Below are 16160 nucleotides of genomic sequence, written 5' to 3' on the forward strand. Positions count from 1 at the left end.
ATGGCATCTTTTTTGAAAAACTTATATTTAACAAGATTAAATATTAATAAATGAAAATTGAAATGTCAAAGAGAAAGTTTTACTTTTTTTCTGGTGATCCCTTCCTTCTCCACACAAAAAACCTTTCAGCCCTTATGCTGAAAGGTTTTTTCAAATGTGCTCGTTATGAATGAACTTCTTCCTGCTGAAAAAATTTTTTTAGTGCGAGAAAAACGTCTGATTTTTGCTTCAGAATATAATGCTTAAATTTCTCATCCTGAATATGCTTGTATGCTGACATTAACGTAGAATGCCGGTTGTATTGATTCACTTCACCATAGCAAAATAAATTGGCTTTTTTCATGATCTCAGAAACAAGTTTCACACACCGGGCGTTATCTGATGTCAAATTGTCACCATCAGAAAAATGAAAAGGATAAATATTATACCGCGACGGCGGGTATCGTTCGTCTATGAGCTCTAGTGCCTTTCGATAGACAGACGAGCAAATGGTCCCCCCGCTCTCCCCCCGCGAGAAGAAATGTTCTTCGTCTACCACCTTCGCCTCTGTATGGTGAGCAATAAATTCAATATCGACTGTCTCATACTTTGTCCGTAAGAAACGTGTCATCCAAAAGAAAAAACTTCTCGCCATATATTTTTCCCAAAGACCCATACTTCCGCTCGTATCCATCATCGCCAAAACGACGGCTTTCGACTCTGGTTTAGTCACTTCATTCCACGTTTTATACTTGATATCCTCCGGATAGATGGGATAAAAGGAAGGGCTGCCTGTCATCGCATTTCGTTTAAATGCCGAGAGCATCGTTCGTTTTTTGTGGATATTTCCTGTTAACCCGGTTTTGCGAATATCGTTAAACTCAATTTGTTCGACAATGATGTCGTCAAGCTCCTTTTGCTTGAGGTTTGGCAGCTCCAGTTCACGAAACAGTGCTTCCTCGAGATCCATTAATGAGACTTCTGCTTCGTAATAATCCTCACCAGCTTGATCTCCAGCGCCCTGCCCCTTTCCTTGACCCTGCTTACTGTCTGAGCCGTCACGCGCAACAACATCGCCAACCTCGCTGTCTCCATCCCCTTGACCTACATGTTTATTTTTGTCGTAGTTATACCGAATTTTATATTCATCTAATGAACGGATCGGAATTTTCACAACATCTTTTCCGTTCGACATGATGATGCTTTCTTCTGTGACAAGATCCGGCAAATTGTTTTTAATCGCCTCTTTGACTTTTTTCTGATGACGCTGCTGGTCGTCATAGCCTTTTCGATGGAGGGACCAGTCTTCCTGAGACACAATAAACTGACTTTTTTCTTGCCGGGACATCCATCCCCCTCCTCACCTTTTTGCACAATTCTTCCTTTATCCTATGCTGCTCGTCATCCAAGTTGACGGTCATTTTTAAAAAAGACATTACCGGTGCTGATGCGCCAATAATGCCTCCTTCATTTATTAACGATTCAGAAGACTGCCTACATATTTTAAAAGTTCATTTGCACTTGTTGAATTATAGCCATGCTCATCAATCAATCTAGCCACTACTTCATTGACCTTCTTCAGCTGCTGTTCATCCGGTGTCTTCGTCGATGTCGTAATTTTCACCACATCTTTTAGATCGGCAAACAGCTTCTTCTGAATGGCCTCTCGCAATCTCTCATGCGAATTATAATCAAAGCGTTTTCCCTTTCTCGCATAAGCCGAAATACGAATCAGAATTTCTTCTCTAAATGCTTTTTTGGCGTTTTCAGAAATGCCGATCTGCTCCTCAATTGAACGCATGAGCTTTTCATCAGGATTCATTTCTTCACCCGTTAATGGATCACGCAGCTTGTTTTTATTGCAATAAGCCTCGACATTATCTAAGTAATTATCCATCAGCGTTTTCGCAGACTCCTCATAGGAATACACAAATGCCTTTTGCACTTCCTTCTTCGCAATATCATCATACTCTTTTCGCGCGACTGAGATGAAATTCAAATAACGCTCCCTGTCCTCGCTGGAGATAGATGGATGCTGATCAAGCCCTTCTTTTAAGGAGCGCAGGACATCCAGTGCATTGATCGATTCCATGTTCTTTCGAATGATGGTAGATGAAATTCGGTTGATTACATAACGCGGGTCAATTCCGCTCATCCCTTCATCATGAAATTCCTTTTTCATCTCATCAATGTCGACAGACTGGAAGCCTTCGACACTTTCTCCGTCATACAGACGCATTTTTTTCACCAAATCAATATCAGAACGCTTCGGCTCTTTCAATCTCGTCAAAATGGAGAACATTGCTGCTACCTTCAGCGTATGCGGGGCAATATGCACATCTGAGACATCACTTTCTGAAATCATTTTATGATAAATGCGTTCTTCTTCTGTGACCTTTAAATTATAAGGAATTGGCATCACAATAATTCTTGAATGCAAAGCCTCATTCTTTTTATTTGAAATAAATGACCGGTACTCGGTTTCATTCGTATGGGCGACGATCAATTCATCTGCACTAATTAAGGCGAATCTTCCTGCCTTAAAATTTCCTTCCTGCGTTAATGACAAGAGGTGCCATAGAAATTTCTCATCACACTTTAACATCTCCTGAAACTCCATCATCCCTCGGTTTGCTTTATTGAGTTCTCCATCAAAGCGGTACGCACGGGGATCTGACTCTGATCCAAATTCAGCAATGGTTGAAAAATCGATGCTTCCTGTTAAATCGGCAATGTCCTGAGATTTCGGATCAGACGGACTAAAGGTACCAATGCCGGTCCGTTTATCCTCTGAGAAAAAGATCCGCTCGACCCTTACATCCTCAATTCTACCGCCATATTCCTCTTCCAGTCTCATCATGTTCAGAGGCGACAAATTCCCCTGCACACGAATCCCATATTCTCTATAGAAATCCTCCCGCAAATTTTGCGGAATAAGATGAAGCGGATCTTCATGCATAGGGCAGCCTTTGATCGCATAAACTGCGCCATGATCTGTCAGTGAATATTCTTCAAGTCCTCTTTTCAATCTAGTGACAAGCGTCGATTTCCCTCCGCTTACTGGTCCCATCAGTAATAAAATACGCTTCCTGACATCCAGCCGCTTTGCAGCAGGGTGAAAATATTCCTCCACTAATCTTTCGAGTGATTCCTCTAACCCAAACAGCTCCTGATCAAAAAATTTGTAGGTTCTGACCCCATTCTCCTCTTCAATCCCGCTATCTTTAATCATATGATAAACGCGAGAATGAGCAGATTGAGCGACAAGTGGATTTTCCTTAATAATGTCTAAATAATCGCTGAATGTGCCTTCCCATTTGAGACGCTGCTCTTCTTCTCTGTGCTGTTCGATTTTCTTTAAAATATCCATATGAACCTCCTCTTTCAAGATTGAAGCTAGAAATCAGATACTGTTTTACAATCTATGCGGAGGCGTCCTATTACATGCTTTCGTTCTTCAAAATGACGAATTGGCAAACTGAATTGACAACCATCCGCAAGAACCTTCATAATAAAGGAAAAATAGGAGAAAAATGATTTTCTTCTCCTGCTTTTCAAGGTGAACTTCACATCATATGAAACAGGCAGCGAACGGAACAAAGGGATAAGGGGGAGCTTATATGAGAACGGTCATTATGATGGGCGTCATCATTACGTTTTTAGTATCCATTTTCACTGCTGGCTACGAAGGCAAGCCTGGGAAATGAAAAAAAGGATGTTCCATTTGCGGAACATCCTTTTTTCATTTAGTTCGTTGTTTTCAGCACTTGCATATTCACTGTATTCCCTGACACCTGAACCTTCGTAAAGTCTTGGGTATCCACCACAGGTGTGACAGCACGATTATCCAATGTGATGTCAGTAAAACGAGTAGAGAAGTTCGCACGGATGTCTTTTCGATAAATATCGTCAGTTACTGCTACCGTCGACAGTAGTTTCCACTTGGTCACAGCGCCAATGTTTGAGTTTTGAATTTCTGTAATAATGCGGCCGGTATAGCCAACATTATTTGTACCCCAGAACGTCGCTCTTGTATGCCCATTCAAATTTTTATAAATCGTCATTTGAACAGTACTTCCAGGTTTAAATCCCTTTGTATACGTAAAGTCATTTTTTCCTTCGATATATGTCTCTTGATTATTTGCTCCTACTTTCATCGTAGGTTTCCACACATTATAGGTTGGACTGTATTGAAGCCCAATATCCGCTTCCTTTGAACCTGTGAATCCAGAATAAATATAAGCTGTACCATTTGACACACTCATTGCGGGAGGGAGCTGAATTTTTGTGACCAATATGGATCCGTTACTATTGATATAAGTACGCCCGCCAATCCCTTTTGATAGCTGAGCTGCTTCTATCTCCTGCGTCTGAGAGAGTCCTGGAATACTGACTGGAATCGTCCCCATTAAAATTGCTGAGCTGATGGCACTAGTGATCAGTAGCTTTTTCATCTCATTACTCCTCCTAATGGATTCATCATTTTTTGAAAACGTCATCACAATCTATCATACTACCTATTTTTTAACATGTCAAAAAAAGTATAATTAAGTCATATTTTTCATCTGTCTGTATCTTATCTCACATAAAAAAGCCGAGATCAGTATCTCGGCTTTTATCATGATCTTATATGAGATCGCGATATTGCTGCTGGCGAAGTGCCTCATATACAAGAATGGCTGCCGTATTCGACAGATTCAGGGAACGAACATGCTCTGTCATCGGTAAACGAAGACAACGATCCATATTCTGTTCAATCAAATCTTTTGGCAATCCACTTGTCTCTCTGCCAAAGACGAAGAAATAGTCTTCATCCAGCTGAGAGTAATCAAATGTCGTATGCGGCTTTTGGCCAAATTTTGTGATATAGAAAAATTGCCCCTTCGGATGAGCCTCAAACAATTCATCAAGTGAATCATGATAGACCACATTGGCATATTTCCAATAATCGAGTCCTGCACGCTTCAGCATTTTGTCATCTGTCGAAAAACCAAGCGGACGAATCAGATGAAGGGTTGTATTTGTTGCTGCACATGTACGCGCAATATTTCCAGTATTAGCTGGAATTTCTGGTTGATATAAAACGACATGAAGTCCCAAAAAAGTTCACCTCTAATTTTCTTTTCCGCTCAACATTATACCACTAACTACCTTTCGCGGCATCGTCCAAAATGTGAAAAAACATATATCGAATAGCAGGTGTATAGGCGGTCGAATCCTCGTATGACCAATAACGCATGCGGCAGTCATACGTCTGTGCATTCACAAGAGGCATTCCACCTTTGTCATGATCAACAACAATGGTTGTATGATTATACCTTCCATCACCTTCAAAATCGTAGCAAATGACATCTCCAATTTGAAGCTCGCGTGGTTCTTTGAGTTTCTTTGCTCTCAAACCCGCTTTCGAATTCGCTAAATAATTTTTCATCGCATGAGCCACCGTCCAGCTATAGCTCCACGTATGCGGACGCACCCACCAGCCAGACCCGCGGTTCGGATATCCTCTTGTTGGCGCATTCCCTGCTTTCAAACATTGTGAAATAAAATTTGTACAGTTATCTTCAAAATTTTTATAGGCTGGATTCCGCTTATTCCAGTAAGTCTCCGCATACTGCACGGCTGCCCGCCGGTCATAGTGAAAAGCTCTACCGAATTGTTCTTCGGTCTGAAAGCGCTCATCCATAAGCTCTTCCCCTTGCCGCTCTTCTAGCATCATCCGATCTTTGACAAGCATGTCGTTATAAAGAAATGCTTCTCTTTTTTCCACCTGTTCCTCTAAATAAAAAGAATCGTCTACATCCTTGCAGACATATGTGAGATGAGCAAGGTACTGCACATGCTGAGCTCCATCATCTTGAATGGCTGAATCGAGAAGTTTTGTTTTTGCTTTCGCCTTCACAATTTCAACCTGTCTTCTAGCAAAAAGCTCTTTTTTCCGCTCTACTGCTTCCACATCAGACATAAGCTGCGGCTGCTTGATTGCACGGTCATTGATTAAATACGCCAGCCTGTCTTCTAAAGTTTTCTCTAATAATTGTTTCACACAGACACCACCAAACATTTTTTAAAATCTCTGTTTGGTTCATTCTATGTTCACAGGGATGTTATTTAGTATTTAAAGGTGTCTGCAGGAGCTCAATCCCTTTCACAATCTCCGCTTTCGCTTCTTCATCACTTTCTCGCTCAAGAGCCTTTTCCAGCTCTGGGAGCTGCTGATCATCGCCAATTTTCCCAATTGCCCAAGCAGCTGTTCCCCGAATGACCGGTCTTGGGTCCTTGTGCATCAGCTCAATTAACACTGGTAAGGCAGATGTATCTTTAAAATGAGCGAGTGCCAAAATTGCATTCCGCTGAATGGGCTTTTTCCCCCGCCATGAACCTGAAACATGACCGTATTTTTCCTTAAAATCACGATTGCTGATTGTCAGAAGCGGCTTTAACAGCGGCTTTGCAATTTCAGGATCCGGCTCCATTTCAGGATGCAGATGAAAATCTTTTCCTTTATTGATCGGGCAGACAGTTTGACACGTATCGCACCCGTACAATCGATTTCCTATTTTCGAACGAAATTCGTCAGGTAAAAACCCTTTTGTCTGCGTTAAAAATGAAATGCACCGCTGAGAATTCAGCTGTCCGGGATTCACAAGCGCACCTGTTGGACACGAATCCACACATTTATTGCATGTTCCGCACTGGTCTTCAATTTTCTCATCCGGTTCAAACGGGACATTTGTGATCATTTCAGCCAAATACACATAGGATCCAAACTCTGGCGTGATAATCATACAGTTCTTTGCACTAAAACCAATACCAGCACGTTCTGCTACAGCACGATCAGACAATTCTCCTGTGTCCACCATTGATTTTGTCCGTATATCGACATGCTTGCTCCGCAAAAATTCTTCGAGCATATCAAGCTTTTTTTTCAGCACGACATGATAATCTGTTCCCCATGAAGCCCGGCAAAAGATCCCCCTTCTCGCATCCTTTGTACTTCGTGGAGCATCTTTCATTTTGGAAGGGTACGCGAGCGCTATCGCAACAATTGATTTGGCCTTCGGAAGCAGCAAAGAAGGGTTTGTTCGTTTTTCAATATCAGGCTCTTCAAAACCTGACAAATACCCTAACGATTCATGTAAGATGAGGCGGTCCTTTAATGAATCAAATGTATTGGCACTTGCAAATCGAATTTTATCGACACCAATTTCTTTCGCATATTGAATCAATTCTTCTTTTAATTCTCCAACATGAATCACCTTGCAAACCTCCTTTCTTTGTTTCTTCTGTTGTTTTCAGTATAATACGAGTGTATCATGACCGATTGGAGTGAGTCACTGTGAAGATACATATGGAAATTTCTCATCCTCAAAACCCGTCTATCCATGTTGGGCAGATTGAATATTCGCATATTGAAGTTGGCACATCACCTCAAATGTTAAAAGGCCGCTTACGCCTGTTTCAAGAATCTTTATTTTTTGAATACGAAGATAAAGTATTAGAAGAAGTACCAGCCATCAAAGAATGGACGGATCTTTTAAAAGATGTTCCTTTCCTTTCACTTCTTTCTGATATCCAAAAGGAACAATTTATTGACTCGACCAATTCCGTACAGGATTTGTCGATATTTTTCTCACTAAAATATTTCTTACCCATCCTGACATTAGATGCCGATCACATCAAAGGACCGCTTTCACTGACAAAACATGAGGCTGGTCACATCGAATGGCAGGACGGTGCAGGACTGAATGGATTATTTTCTCAAGCAAGTACAGCACATATTTCTCCAGACACAAAGAACATTCTTCAAATCATCCTTTTCCCTCCATCTATTTCCCGGGAAAAGAGTGAAGCTCTTATTCAATCCTTGACGAAGATGTTTGTACAAATACATGGCGGAGAAAGCAAATATGAACTCATTGAAAAAGCACTGTAGCCTGACAGTGCTTTTTCACATTATACTGACATAATAAAAAACGCAACACTTCGTTTATCTATGAAACGAAATACTGCGTTATAAACAAAATTATGTATTGGAGCGGGTGATGAGAATCGAACTCACGACATCAGCTTGGAAGGCTGAGGTTTTACCACTAAACTACACCCGCATCAATTTTTTAAAAGCAACGTCATCGCGTTGACTTTTATTATGTTACAACTTTCTTAACAATTCGTCAAGAGAATATGAAGATTTTTCGTCAAAAAAATTCATATTCTCCGTATATATTACGATAGTTATTTATCTAACTGAATATAAAATAAGTACGCATGTGACTTATTCTTCAACGCTTCCTTTGGATTCTTCTCAATTACGTCAAGCATTGGTGCATTTCCTTCTTTCCCCATTGCTGCAGTATATGCAATTAGTGCCTTTCCCCCTGAAGCAACTTTGACAGTTTCAGATTGTGCAGAAAATACATAGTCACTTACTTTGAACGGAAAGCTTGATGTCGCTTTCGTCATCCCATCATTCTTTTTATCTGACCAAATACTAAATTGTGATTCATATGTATCTTTCTCATGATGTAATTGAAGAAGTACATTCACCGTTTGGTCGGTTCCATTCTGGTGTAAAGTAAAGGTAGCAGATGATGCTTCCTTATTCACTAATCGGCCATTTTTGTAATGGCTCCCGATAAACGTAATACTCTTGTTCTTCTTCGTTAATCCTTTCAGTGTCAGAGCCACCTTTTCATTAGTCGTTGCTGCTTCTAGTAAGTTTTTTTCTTTTTTTGAGAGTTTCATTTGTTCGATGGTTACTTGGTTTTTAGTAGCAGGCTCTGTTTTTATTGTCGAAACCGTCTTTTCGGTTGTCGTTGTTTCTGCAGCCTTCTCGCCGCATCCTGCTAATAGAAAAACTGTGAATAAAAGAATGCTCCATTTTTTAAACATTGTGATCCCCTTTGATGTTTTTTATTTCTTATTATACTAAAATTTGGTTTGTCATACAAAAAAAGATTAGGAGAATTCTCCTAACCTTTCGCTCTTTTCTGCTTTATTGCTGATAGGCATGCCACAATGAGAAAACTCGCAGCAAAAATCACAATCATATAAATAAAAAAGTTTGGCTTGATCTGAAAAGTAAATGCGGACGAGCCTTCCATTTCAAAAGCGAGACTGTTAAATAATAAAGCATCATTCGTTTTTGATTGAAATAAATGATAGAACAATACGCCGATTGTCAGCATCGGAAAGCCTAAGAACCCTAGAAAACCACCAACTATTGCGCCTTGTTTCATCGCCTGTACGTTCATGATCGTTGTCCTCCCATTCCCCCAAGCAATAGCTGCTTCATAATGGATTTACCATCCCCCATAAACGGAAGAAGATAGAGTAATTGGATAAAATACGAGATTGAAAAAATGAAAAAACCTGTTGAAACCGGATTTTCTTTTAGAAATAAAATGGTCACAATGATGCCTGCTGCGCCAATCACACCGGGAACGAGCGGTCCAAGCAGCGTGATCCACACCTGCTTTTTCTGAAACGGATCTAACACGGGTCTTACAAACTTCACTGACATCATGTCACTCGCAAAAAAGCCTTGAGGACCATCTCGCCCTGCAAATTTTCGATGCGCATAGCCATGTGCCGCCTCATGTAAGGCAGTTCCGGTAATTAACCCGAAATAAATAATCGTAAAATAAATCGCAATGGCTGCAATCGATGGATCAGGAATGAATAAAAAAGCGAGCCCTGCCATGACCATAAAAAGTAGCCAGAAAAAGATGATTTTACGCGTCACCATGAGCAAAGCCGTTCCAAAAATGTGAAGGAACGAGTGACCAGTACAATCAAATCGTTCCTTCATTTTGACTTGATACTGCTTGAAAAATTGACAGCAGGCTGTCACAATCCGATATGGTGAATGATAATGAATGGACAGCAAGTGATGCTGATTCAATCCCGTCATCAGCTGATAAAAATCACGAGCAATCACCGACTCATCGACCTGAAACAAATCGGCGAGCTCTGCGGTAATACTCGCTTCTGTCCTTTTACCGTCCACTTTCGTTAACATATGATAGGCACTTTCATTGATCGGGAGTGTGCTTCCATACTGCGTATCCGTGAGATGCCTCTTTTGTAAGGTCACATACGGCGCTAGTTCCGGTACCCGCTCAATCTTTAGCTTATTGTTAAGAAGTTGAATCATGTGAATACCTCCATGAAAAACCTTTGTATATGGCAAAGATGAGCAGACCCTCAAATGCAGCGACAAGCAGCCATTGAAGCATTTGACTCGATGCCCCTATGACATAGTTCCCAATAAAAACAATCGGAATCATGAGTAAAATAAGCGCTCCAAATGAAAATATGCCTGTGTAGGGATTGTTTCGATCAAGAGGAAGTAAAATACCTACTACATAAAAGAGCGCAGTGGCATTGCATAAGACAGCCGCACCAATCAACGCGTGCCAAATTTGATCAGGAAGCGTCAGCGTTGTCAGCATGAATAAAACAATTTGCAGTACACCAACAAGCAGAAGACCGATAAACTTGTACAAAGCCACTTCCCAGGATCTCAGGCCAAATGTTTTATACATCCCCAGCATTCGTTTATCATTGCCAAACGAATTGAAGGCTGTTAATCCAGCAAGAGCACATAGAACAAAAAACGCTTCTTCTTCAAAGAAGAATCCAAATTGATAACGAACAAATAAGATCACTATGAGAAGAATAAGAAAGTTTAAAATGTTTTCTTCATTCCGTACCTGTGACTTCATTTCCTTCACAATAAGTGACCACTTTTTTGAAGAAGAGAATGGCATCTTGTGTAAAAAGGTTAACGCTTTTTTCTCTGCCATAATCGGCATCATCGCAAGAGAAAGAAATGCGCCGCCTGCCGATAAGAGGATGAACAGAATCAAGATGGCATAATTCACCCCTTCAGGAGACATTCCTTGTGCCGCTAAGAAAAACGGTGCTGTAAAATACATCAAATGATAATCAAACTGTAGATATGATTGCTGAATTTGGCTAATATCAAAATGCGTCAATCCATACGCCACAACGAGTGCCAATAAAACAAATATCGCTGCAAATTTTTGCAACGGTAATTTTAATTTCAAAACGAGTAAATAAGTGATATTGTAAATAAACTGCAGGAGCATTAAGACAAAAAGCGACTGCAAAAGCACCATCAAAAAGAAAGTAAAGATAAAGAAAACACCTATTCCCTGGGCAATAAAATTAGGTAAAAGCAGAATACCGATAAAAAATAAAACAAGTCCTGCCACCACTGTCACCATCGGAATGAAGTATCCAAAACTTTTCTGAAAGGTAGAGAGCGGAAACCAGCTGAGCTGCATAGAAAACCGGTCTTGTTCAGGTGTTCTGACCTTGATCAAAACGAATAACAAGCTTGTAAAAATAGAGGCATTGATTGCCATTGAGACAACGAGTAATCCAAGGGAACGTCCATCCCCATTTAAAAAAGCCTTCATAAAGACACCTGTAAAGCTGTATCCGATAATGGCTCCCATTGTGACAGCAAACAAAAAGAATAAGACCACAATGATCCGCTTCGTTTGAGTATCAAAGAGCTTATACATTTCCTGCTGCCACATTTTAAGCATCATTTTAGAAATGATTAATGATTTCATCAAAATGTGCACCCCTATCACTTAACATTGAAGCTTTCAGAAACACCTGTTCCAGTGTGCTTGATTGATACTTCTCCTTTAAGGCTGAGACTGTCCCTTCATCCATTTTATTTCCCTTAGAAATAATGGCGATTTTCTGGCACAGCTCTTCCGCTGAAAGCATATCATGCGTTGAAAGCAAGATTGCACCATGATGCTCGGCATACCGCTTCATCAGTTTCTTTGTGTTTATAACCGCTTCAATATCAAGTCCTCTAAAGGGCTCATCCATGATCACCAATTGACTATCAAGCATAAAGGCAGCAATCAGCTGTGTCTTTTTTTTCATCCCATGTGAATAGGTTTCGATCGGTCTTGATAAAGCCGAGTCCATATCAAACAGTTCAATTAGTTGATTTCTCCTGTGAATTGTTTTACATTCATACATAGAAGAAACAAACTCTAAATATTCAGCACCAGTCAATGCTTCAGGGAGCAGCAGGTCATCTGGAACATAGGCTACTTGTTTTTTAAAGGATGGTTCATCATTAGTGACGCCCTGCAAATGAATTTTTCCTTCTGTATGCTTAATGATGCCGAGTATACAGTTAATCATCGTTGTTTTACCCGAACCATTCGGTCCAGCAACAGCAACGATTTGATGAGGGTCGATCTTTAAATGAAAATCATTGACAGCAGTCACGTTATTTTTATACGTTTTGGTTAAATTCTCGATCGTAAACATATAACCTCCAAGTGTCTGCATATTCTTTAAAAACAGATCAGGCTAAACCGCCCGCCACAGACGGTTTAGCCCTGGTGTCTTATCTAAGAAGTAAAAAGATGAATCCTAAGTATAGCTACTTACATTCAATTTGGACTTTTAAGCCACTTTCCCACTGAACGGCTCCTGTAAAGCTACCCTTGCCGTTTGCTAAACACCAAACTGCTGCTCCTAGAACGACTGTTGCTCCCAATCCAAGAAGGACAGCAACAAATACTAAGAACCAAGCTTGGTCCATAATAGCAGGTTCCATAGTGGAATAGTCAACTTGCGGCGCTGCATAAGTCATACTTTTCACCTCCCAGCTTATGATGATCGTATCATAGGCGTCACACGCCAAACATCTACAGAACATCCCATTTTTGACCGAACATACATTTGGTTAAAACGTGACTTTTTATTCAATTATTCATTTTCATCTGTTTAAACCCTCTCTTATTTACTAGATTTTAACACCTCTTAAGAACCACAAAACCCATTTAATGTCATTTGCACCATCTTTTTTCTTCCCTTTTTCAAATAGTCCATATTTATCATCTATCATTTTTATTCTTTCTTTTTTGTGAGATAGAAAGAATTCCCCCGATATATCAGATATAAAAGTCCTGATTATATGTCGTAATAACATCAATTATGAAATATTTACTGATCATTCCGATAAAAGAGTGAGTATATTTTCCTTCTTCTCTTGACTCTGAAAATATGTATATACAAGAAAATCGATTGGGAAAAAAGCCCTTACCTTGTTCAGCAGTACACAACATATGACTCGCTCCTATTCTATGAAAAAAAGCAAAGCAGCCATCGCAGACTGCTTTGCTTTTTCATATTTATGAGGAACTAGCAGCAGAGGCTGCATCTGGAAAATGATTGTTCCCAATGATTTCACCAGCTGGCACAGAGAGTCCTGTATCCCCCGATCTCTTGAATGGAAGGAGCGGGAAAACAAGCTCTGCTAAATAATAAGCTTCTTCTAGGTGCGGGTAACCAGAAAATATAAATGTATCAATGCCTAGAGACTGGTATTCTATGATACGATCTGCTACTGTTTGCGGATCTCCGACGAGTGCTGTTCCTGCACCGCCGCGTACTAAGCCAATGCCTGCCCAAAGATTTGGGCTGATTTCAAGTTTGTCTTTTCTCCCTTGATGCAAATCCACCATTCGTCTTTGACCTACTGAGTCCATCCCCTGTAAAACTTTTTGCGCCTCATCAATTGTTTTTTGATCCAAATGGCGAATTAGATGTTCTGCTGCCTGCCATGCCTCCTCTTCGGTATCTCTCACGATCACATGAAGACGAATGCCAAACTTCACCGTTCTTCCTTCCTTTTCAGCCTGTTTCTTCACTTGAACAATTTTCTCTTTTACTTGTGCAGGCGGTTCGCCCCAAGTTAAATAGACATCTGTATGCTTGGCGGCCGCTTGAATTCCTGCTGCTGATGATCCGCCAAAAAAGACTGGTGGATGGGGGGTTTGAGCTGGCGGGAATAACAGCCGGCCATTTTCTGCTTGTAGATGTTTTCCATGAAATTGTACATTTTCTCCTTTCAATAACCGCTTCCAAATCGTCAAAAACTCTTCTGTTGCCTCATAGCGTTCATCATGAGAAATAAATAACCCATCTCCTTCAAGCTCCTCTTTACTTCCCCCTGCTACCACATTAATCAGCAGCCTTCCACCTGAAAGACGATCTAATGTAGACGTCATTCTAGCAGCAACAGACGGTTGCATAAGCCCTGGTCTAAGAGCTACGAGAAACTTTAAATGAGTGGTTTCAGCAGCTAAAGCAGCTGCCGTCAGCCATGGATCTTCACATGATCTCCCAGTCGGCAGCAAGACCCCTGTATAACCAAGCTGATCAGCTGCTTGAGCAATCTGTTTAAAATATGGATAGTCTGCCTGTCTTGCCCCTTTTGCTGAACCTAAATAACGGCCGTCTCCATGTGTTGGAATAAACCATAAAATATTCATGACATCGCCCCCTGTTATTATTTACCTTGATAACTAGTGCGCCACTTGAGCAGACGCTTTTCTAACAGACGTACAAATGAATCTGTCAGCTTACCTACTACTGCAAAGATGATAATTCCGACAAACACTTTATCCGTTTGAGAGAATTGCCTTGCATCCATAATCATATAGCCGACGCCGCTGCTTGAACCCATTAACTCAGCTACCACTAAACCTAGCCAAGCAATTCCTAATGACAGCCTCACGCCCAGAAGAATATGCGGAAGAGAAGCCGGTAAAATCAGCTTTGTGATGCTTTGATACAGATTAAACTCTAAGGCGCGGGCCACATCAAACAGCTTATTATCTACACTGCGAATACCAAGAAAAGTATTAATATAAATCGGAAAAAAAGCCCCAAGTGCAATCAATAAAATTTTCGCCGTTTCATCAAAGCCAAACCAGAGGATGAATAAAGGGGTGACCGCTAAATGAGGAACGGTTCTCAGCATTTGCAAGGTCGGATCTACATACTGCTCTGTTTTTTTAGAAAACCCTACGCATACGCCCAGCATAAGACCTAAGCCTCCCCCAAGTAAAAATCCACATATTGCTCGATAAAGACTGATGTAAAGATGGCCAAACAGCTCACCAGAACGTATCAACTCTCGAAAGGATTCAGCAATCAAAACGGGCGAAGGCAATACAGTGGAAGAAACAATTTGAGAACCAGCTATAATCTGCCAAACCGCAATAAGTAGAACAGGTAATACCAGTCCCTTTAACTTATATAAAGAAGACGCTTTTCTCCTTTTTCTCTTTGACCGCTCAATTTTAGATGCTAAAGCCGGGTTCGAAATAGCTTTCATTCATCCATCTCCTCTTTCAGCATTTTTTCAATAAACGAATTATCTACAACCTGATTGACATCAATTTTCCGCTGGATCGCCTTTGTTTTATATTGAAAATCAGCGGTATGCTGCTGAGCATTGATGATCTTCTTCGAAATGGGCTTATTGAGTGGTTCCGTATTGTTTAATACTTGTGTGACGACCTTCTTATCTAAATTTTTTAAACGCGCATATAGAGTAACAGCCTCTTCTGGATGTGATTTCTGCCACTTCACCGCATGGTCATATACCTTTAAAAATTTCACCACTAGTTCAGGATGCTGATCAGCAAACTGAGTGCGAACAAGTGTGAAACCTGGAGAATATAAATCAGTCGCTTCCCCATTCACCAGCAGCTTTGCTCCTTTCTTGATCGTTTCAAGTGATAAGAACGGCTCCCAGATCGACCAAGCATCAACGGATCCATTTTCAAATGCTGATATCGCTTCATCTGGCTGTAGCTGAATGATCTGAACATCCTTCGCAGATAAACCTGCCTGATCTAATACTTTGTATAAAAAATCAAAGCCACTGCTCCCTTTAGCGACAGCAATTTTTTTCCCTTTTAAATCTTCTACTTTTTGAATCTCACTGTTCTTATTCACTAAAATACCGTTCGCTTTCAGCCCATCCTGAGATAAACCAATTTCCTTAAAATCAATACCCGCTGCCTGACCTGCTATGACAGGTGAGTTTCCAACTTGCGAGAAATCTAATTGATTTGCAGCAAGTCCTTCAAATTGGGGAGGACCACTTTGAAACTCCACCCACTTTACCTTCACTCCTTCTTTTTCAAATGATTGTTCAAACCACCCTTTTTCCTTTGCTAAAAGCAGCGGGCTCAAACTTTGCTGAATCCCAATCCGAATTTCTTTCACCTTGTTTTCTGAACCGTCTGCTGCTTGACCACACCCTGCTAAAACAAGGAGAAGACTCAAAAAGATCACGATCATTTGTATCTTTTTCATGC

At 40.6% G+C, this 16160-nt stretch carries 16 protein-coding genes and 1 tRNA gene; 1 reads left to right on the forward strand and 16 read right to left on the reverse strand.

Translation table 11 applies throughout. The features are described 5' to 3' along the window. Window positions 1–163: 163 nt before the first annotated feature. The 6 genes from yhbH to queG all read right to left on the reverse strand — a co-directional run bounded on the left by yhbH (window position 164) and on the right by queG (window position 7235). Window positions 164–1327 (reverse strand): sporulation protein YhbH, encoded by a 1164-nt coding sequence (gene yhbH / locus OIT90_RS16845; protein ID WP_034282299.1) that lies wholly within the window; start codon window positions 1325–1327, stop codon window positions 164–166. Between the two features lie 126 nt (window positions 1328–1453). Continuing rightward, window positions 1454–3349, reverse strand: a complete 1896-nt coding sequence (locus OIT90_RS16850; RefSeq protein WP_024425326.1) for a PrkA family serine protein kinase — start codon at window positions 3347–3349, stop codon at window positions 1454–1456. A 376-nt stretch (window positions 3350–3725) separates the two neighbouring features. Further along, window positions 3726–4433, reverse strand: coding sequence for a YrpD family protein (locus OIT90_RS16855; RefSeq protein ID WP_039177393.1), 708 nt, complete (start codon window positions 4431–4433; stop codon window positions 3726–3728). 172 nt (window positions 4434–4605) lie between these two features. Continuing rightward, complete coding sequence (gene trmL, locus OIT90_RS16860) at window positions 4606–5079, reverse strand: tRNA (uridine(34)/cytosine(34)/5-carboxymethylaminomethyluridine(34)-2'-O)-methyltransferase TrmL (RefSeq protein ID WP_034282301.1); 474 nt, start codon at window positions 5077–5079, stop codon at window positions 4606–4608. 43 nt (window positions 5080–5122) lie between these two features. Next, entirely contained in the window at window positions 5123–6025 is a 903-nt protein-coding gene (locus OIT90_RS16865; protein WP_099663079.1) for an amidase domain-containing protein, read from the reverse strand. 61 nt (window positions 6026–6086) lie between these two features. After that, window positions 6087–7235, reverse strand: coding sequence for a tRNA epoxyqueuosine(34) reductase QueG (gene queG, locus OIT90_RS16870; protein WP_126682096.1), 1149 nt, complete (start codon window positions 7233–7235; stop codon window positions 6087–6089). Window positions 7236–7318: 83 nt separating this feature from the next. On the opposite strand from queG, the gene OIT90_RS16875 reads away from it, so the two are divergent. Then, entirely contained in the window at window positions 7319–7915 is a 597-nt protein-coding gene (locus OIT90_RS16875) for a hypothetical protein (protein ID WP_228285954.1), read from the forward strand. 98 nt (window positions 7916–8013) lie between these two features. Here the strand turns inward: OIT90_RS16875 and OIT90_RS16880 are convergent. The 10 genes from OIT90_RS16880 to OIT90_RS16925 form a co-directional block, all read right to left on the reverse strand. Continuing rightward, window positions 8014–8087, reverse strand: a tRNA-Gly gene (locus tag OIT90_RS16880). 127 nt (window positions 8088–8214) lie between these two features. After that, complete coding sequence (locus OIT90_RS16885; protein ID WP_474892754.1) at window positions 8215–8871, reverse strand: hypothetical protein; 657 nt, start codon at window positions 8869–8871, stop codon at window positions 8215–8217. Window positions 8872–8951: 80 nt separating this feature from the next. Further along, on the reverse strand, window positions 8952–9233 hold the full coding sequence (locus OIT90_RS16890; protein WP_041089539.1) for a hypothetical protein: 282 nt from the start codon (window positions 9231–9233) through the stop codon (window positions 8952–8954). Further along, window positions 9230–10135, reverse strand: a complete 906-nt coding sequence (locus OIT90_RS16895; protein WP_285604941.1) for a PqqD family protein — start codon at window positions 10133–10135, stop codon at window positions 9230–9232. Before OIT90_RS16895 ends, OIT90_RS16890 begins: the two co-directional genes overlap by 4 nt. Further along, the gene (locus OIT90_RS16900; RefSeq protein ID WP_474892755.1) at window positions 10119–11585 is read right to left on the reverse strand and encodes a hypothetical protein; all 1467 of its coding nucleotides are present in this window, start codon (window positions 11583–11585) and stop codon (window positions 10119–10121) included. Before OIT90_RS16900 ends, OIT90_RS16895 begins: the two co-directional genes overlap by 17 nt. Further along, on the reverse strand, window positions 11563–12309 hold the full coding sequence (locus tag OIT90_RS16905) for an ABC transporter ATP-binding protein (protein ID WP_059377550.1): 747 nt from the start codon (window positions 12307–12309) through the stop codon (window positions 11563–11565). Before OIT90_RS16905 ends, OIT90_RS16900 begins: the two co-directional genes overlap by 23 nt. Before the next feature lie 115 nt (window positions 12310–12424). Then, window positions 12425–12637 carry a hypothetical protein gene (locus tag OIT90_RS16910; protein ID WP_003211695.1) on the reverse strand — a complete coding sequence of 71 codons (213 nt, stop codon included), beginning with the start codon at window positions 12635–12637 and terminating at the stop codon, window positions 12425–12427. A 541-nt stretch (window positions 12638–13178) separates the two neighbouring features. After that, complete coding sequence (gene ssuD / locus OIT90_RS16915) at window positions 13179–14321, reverse strand: FMNH2-dependent alkanesulfonate monooxygenase (RefSeq protein WP_047202852.1); 1143 nt, start codon at window positions 14319–14321, stop codon at window positions 13179–13181. 17 nt (window positions 14322–14338) lie between these two features. Further along, entirely contained in the window at window positions 14339–15169 is an 831-nt protein-coding gene (locus tag OIT90_RS16920; RefSeq protein WP_474892756.1) for an ABC transporter permease, read from the reverse strand. Then, window positions 15166–16143: an aliphatic sulfonate ABC transporter substrate-binding protein gene (locus OIT90_RS16925; protein WP_371412179.1), complete on the reverse strand. Its 978-nt coding sequence runs from the start codon at window positions 16141–16143 to the stop codon at window positions 15166–15168. The genes OIT90_RS16920 and OIT90_RS16925 overlap by 4 nt, the downstream gene beginning before the upstream one ends. Window positions 16144–16160: the final 17 nt, after the last annotated feature.

This window comes from Bacillus sp. ABR (genome assembly GCF_056172715.1).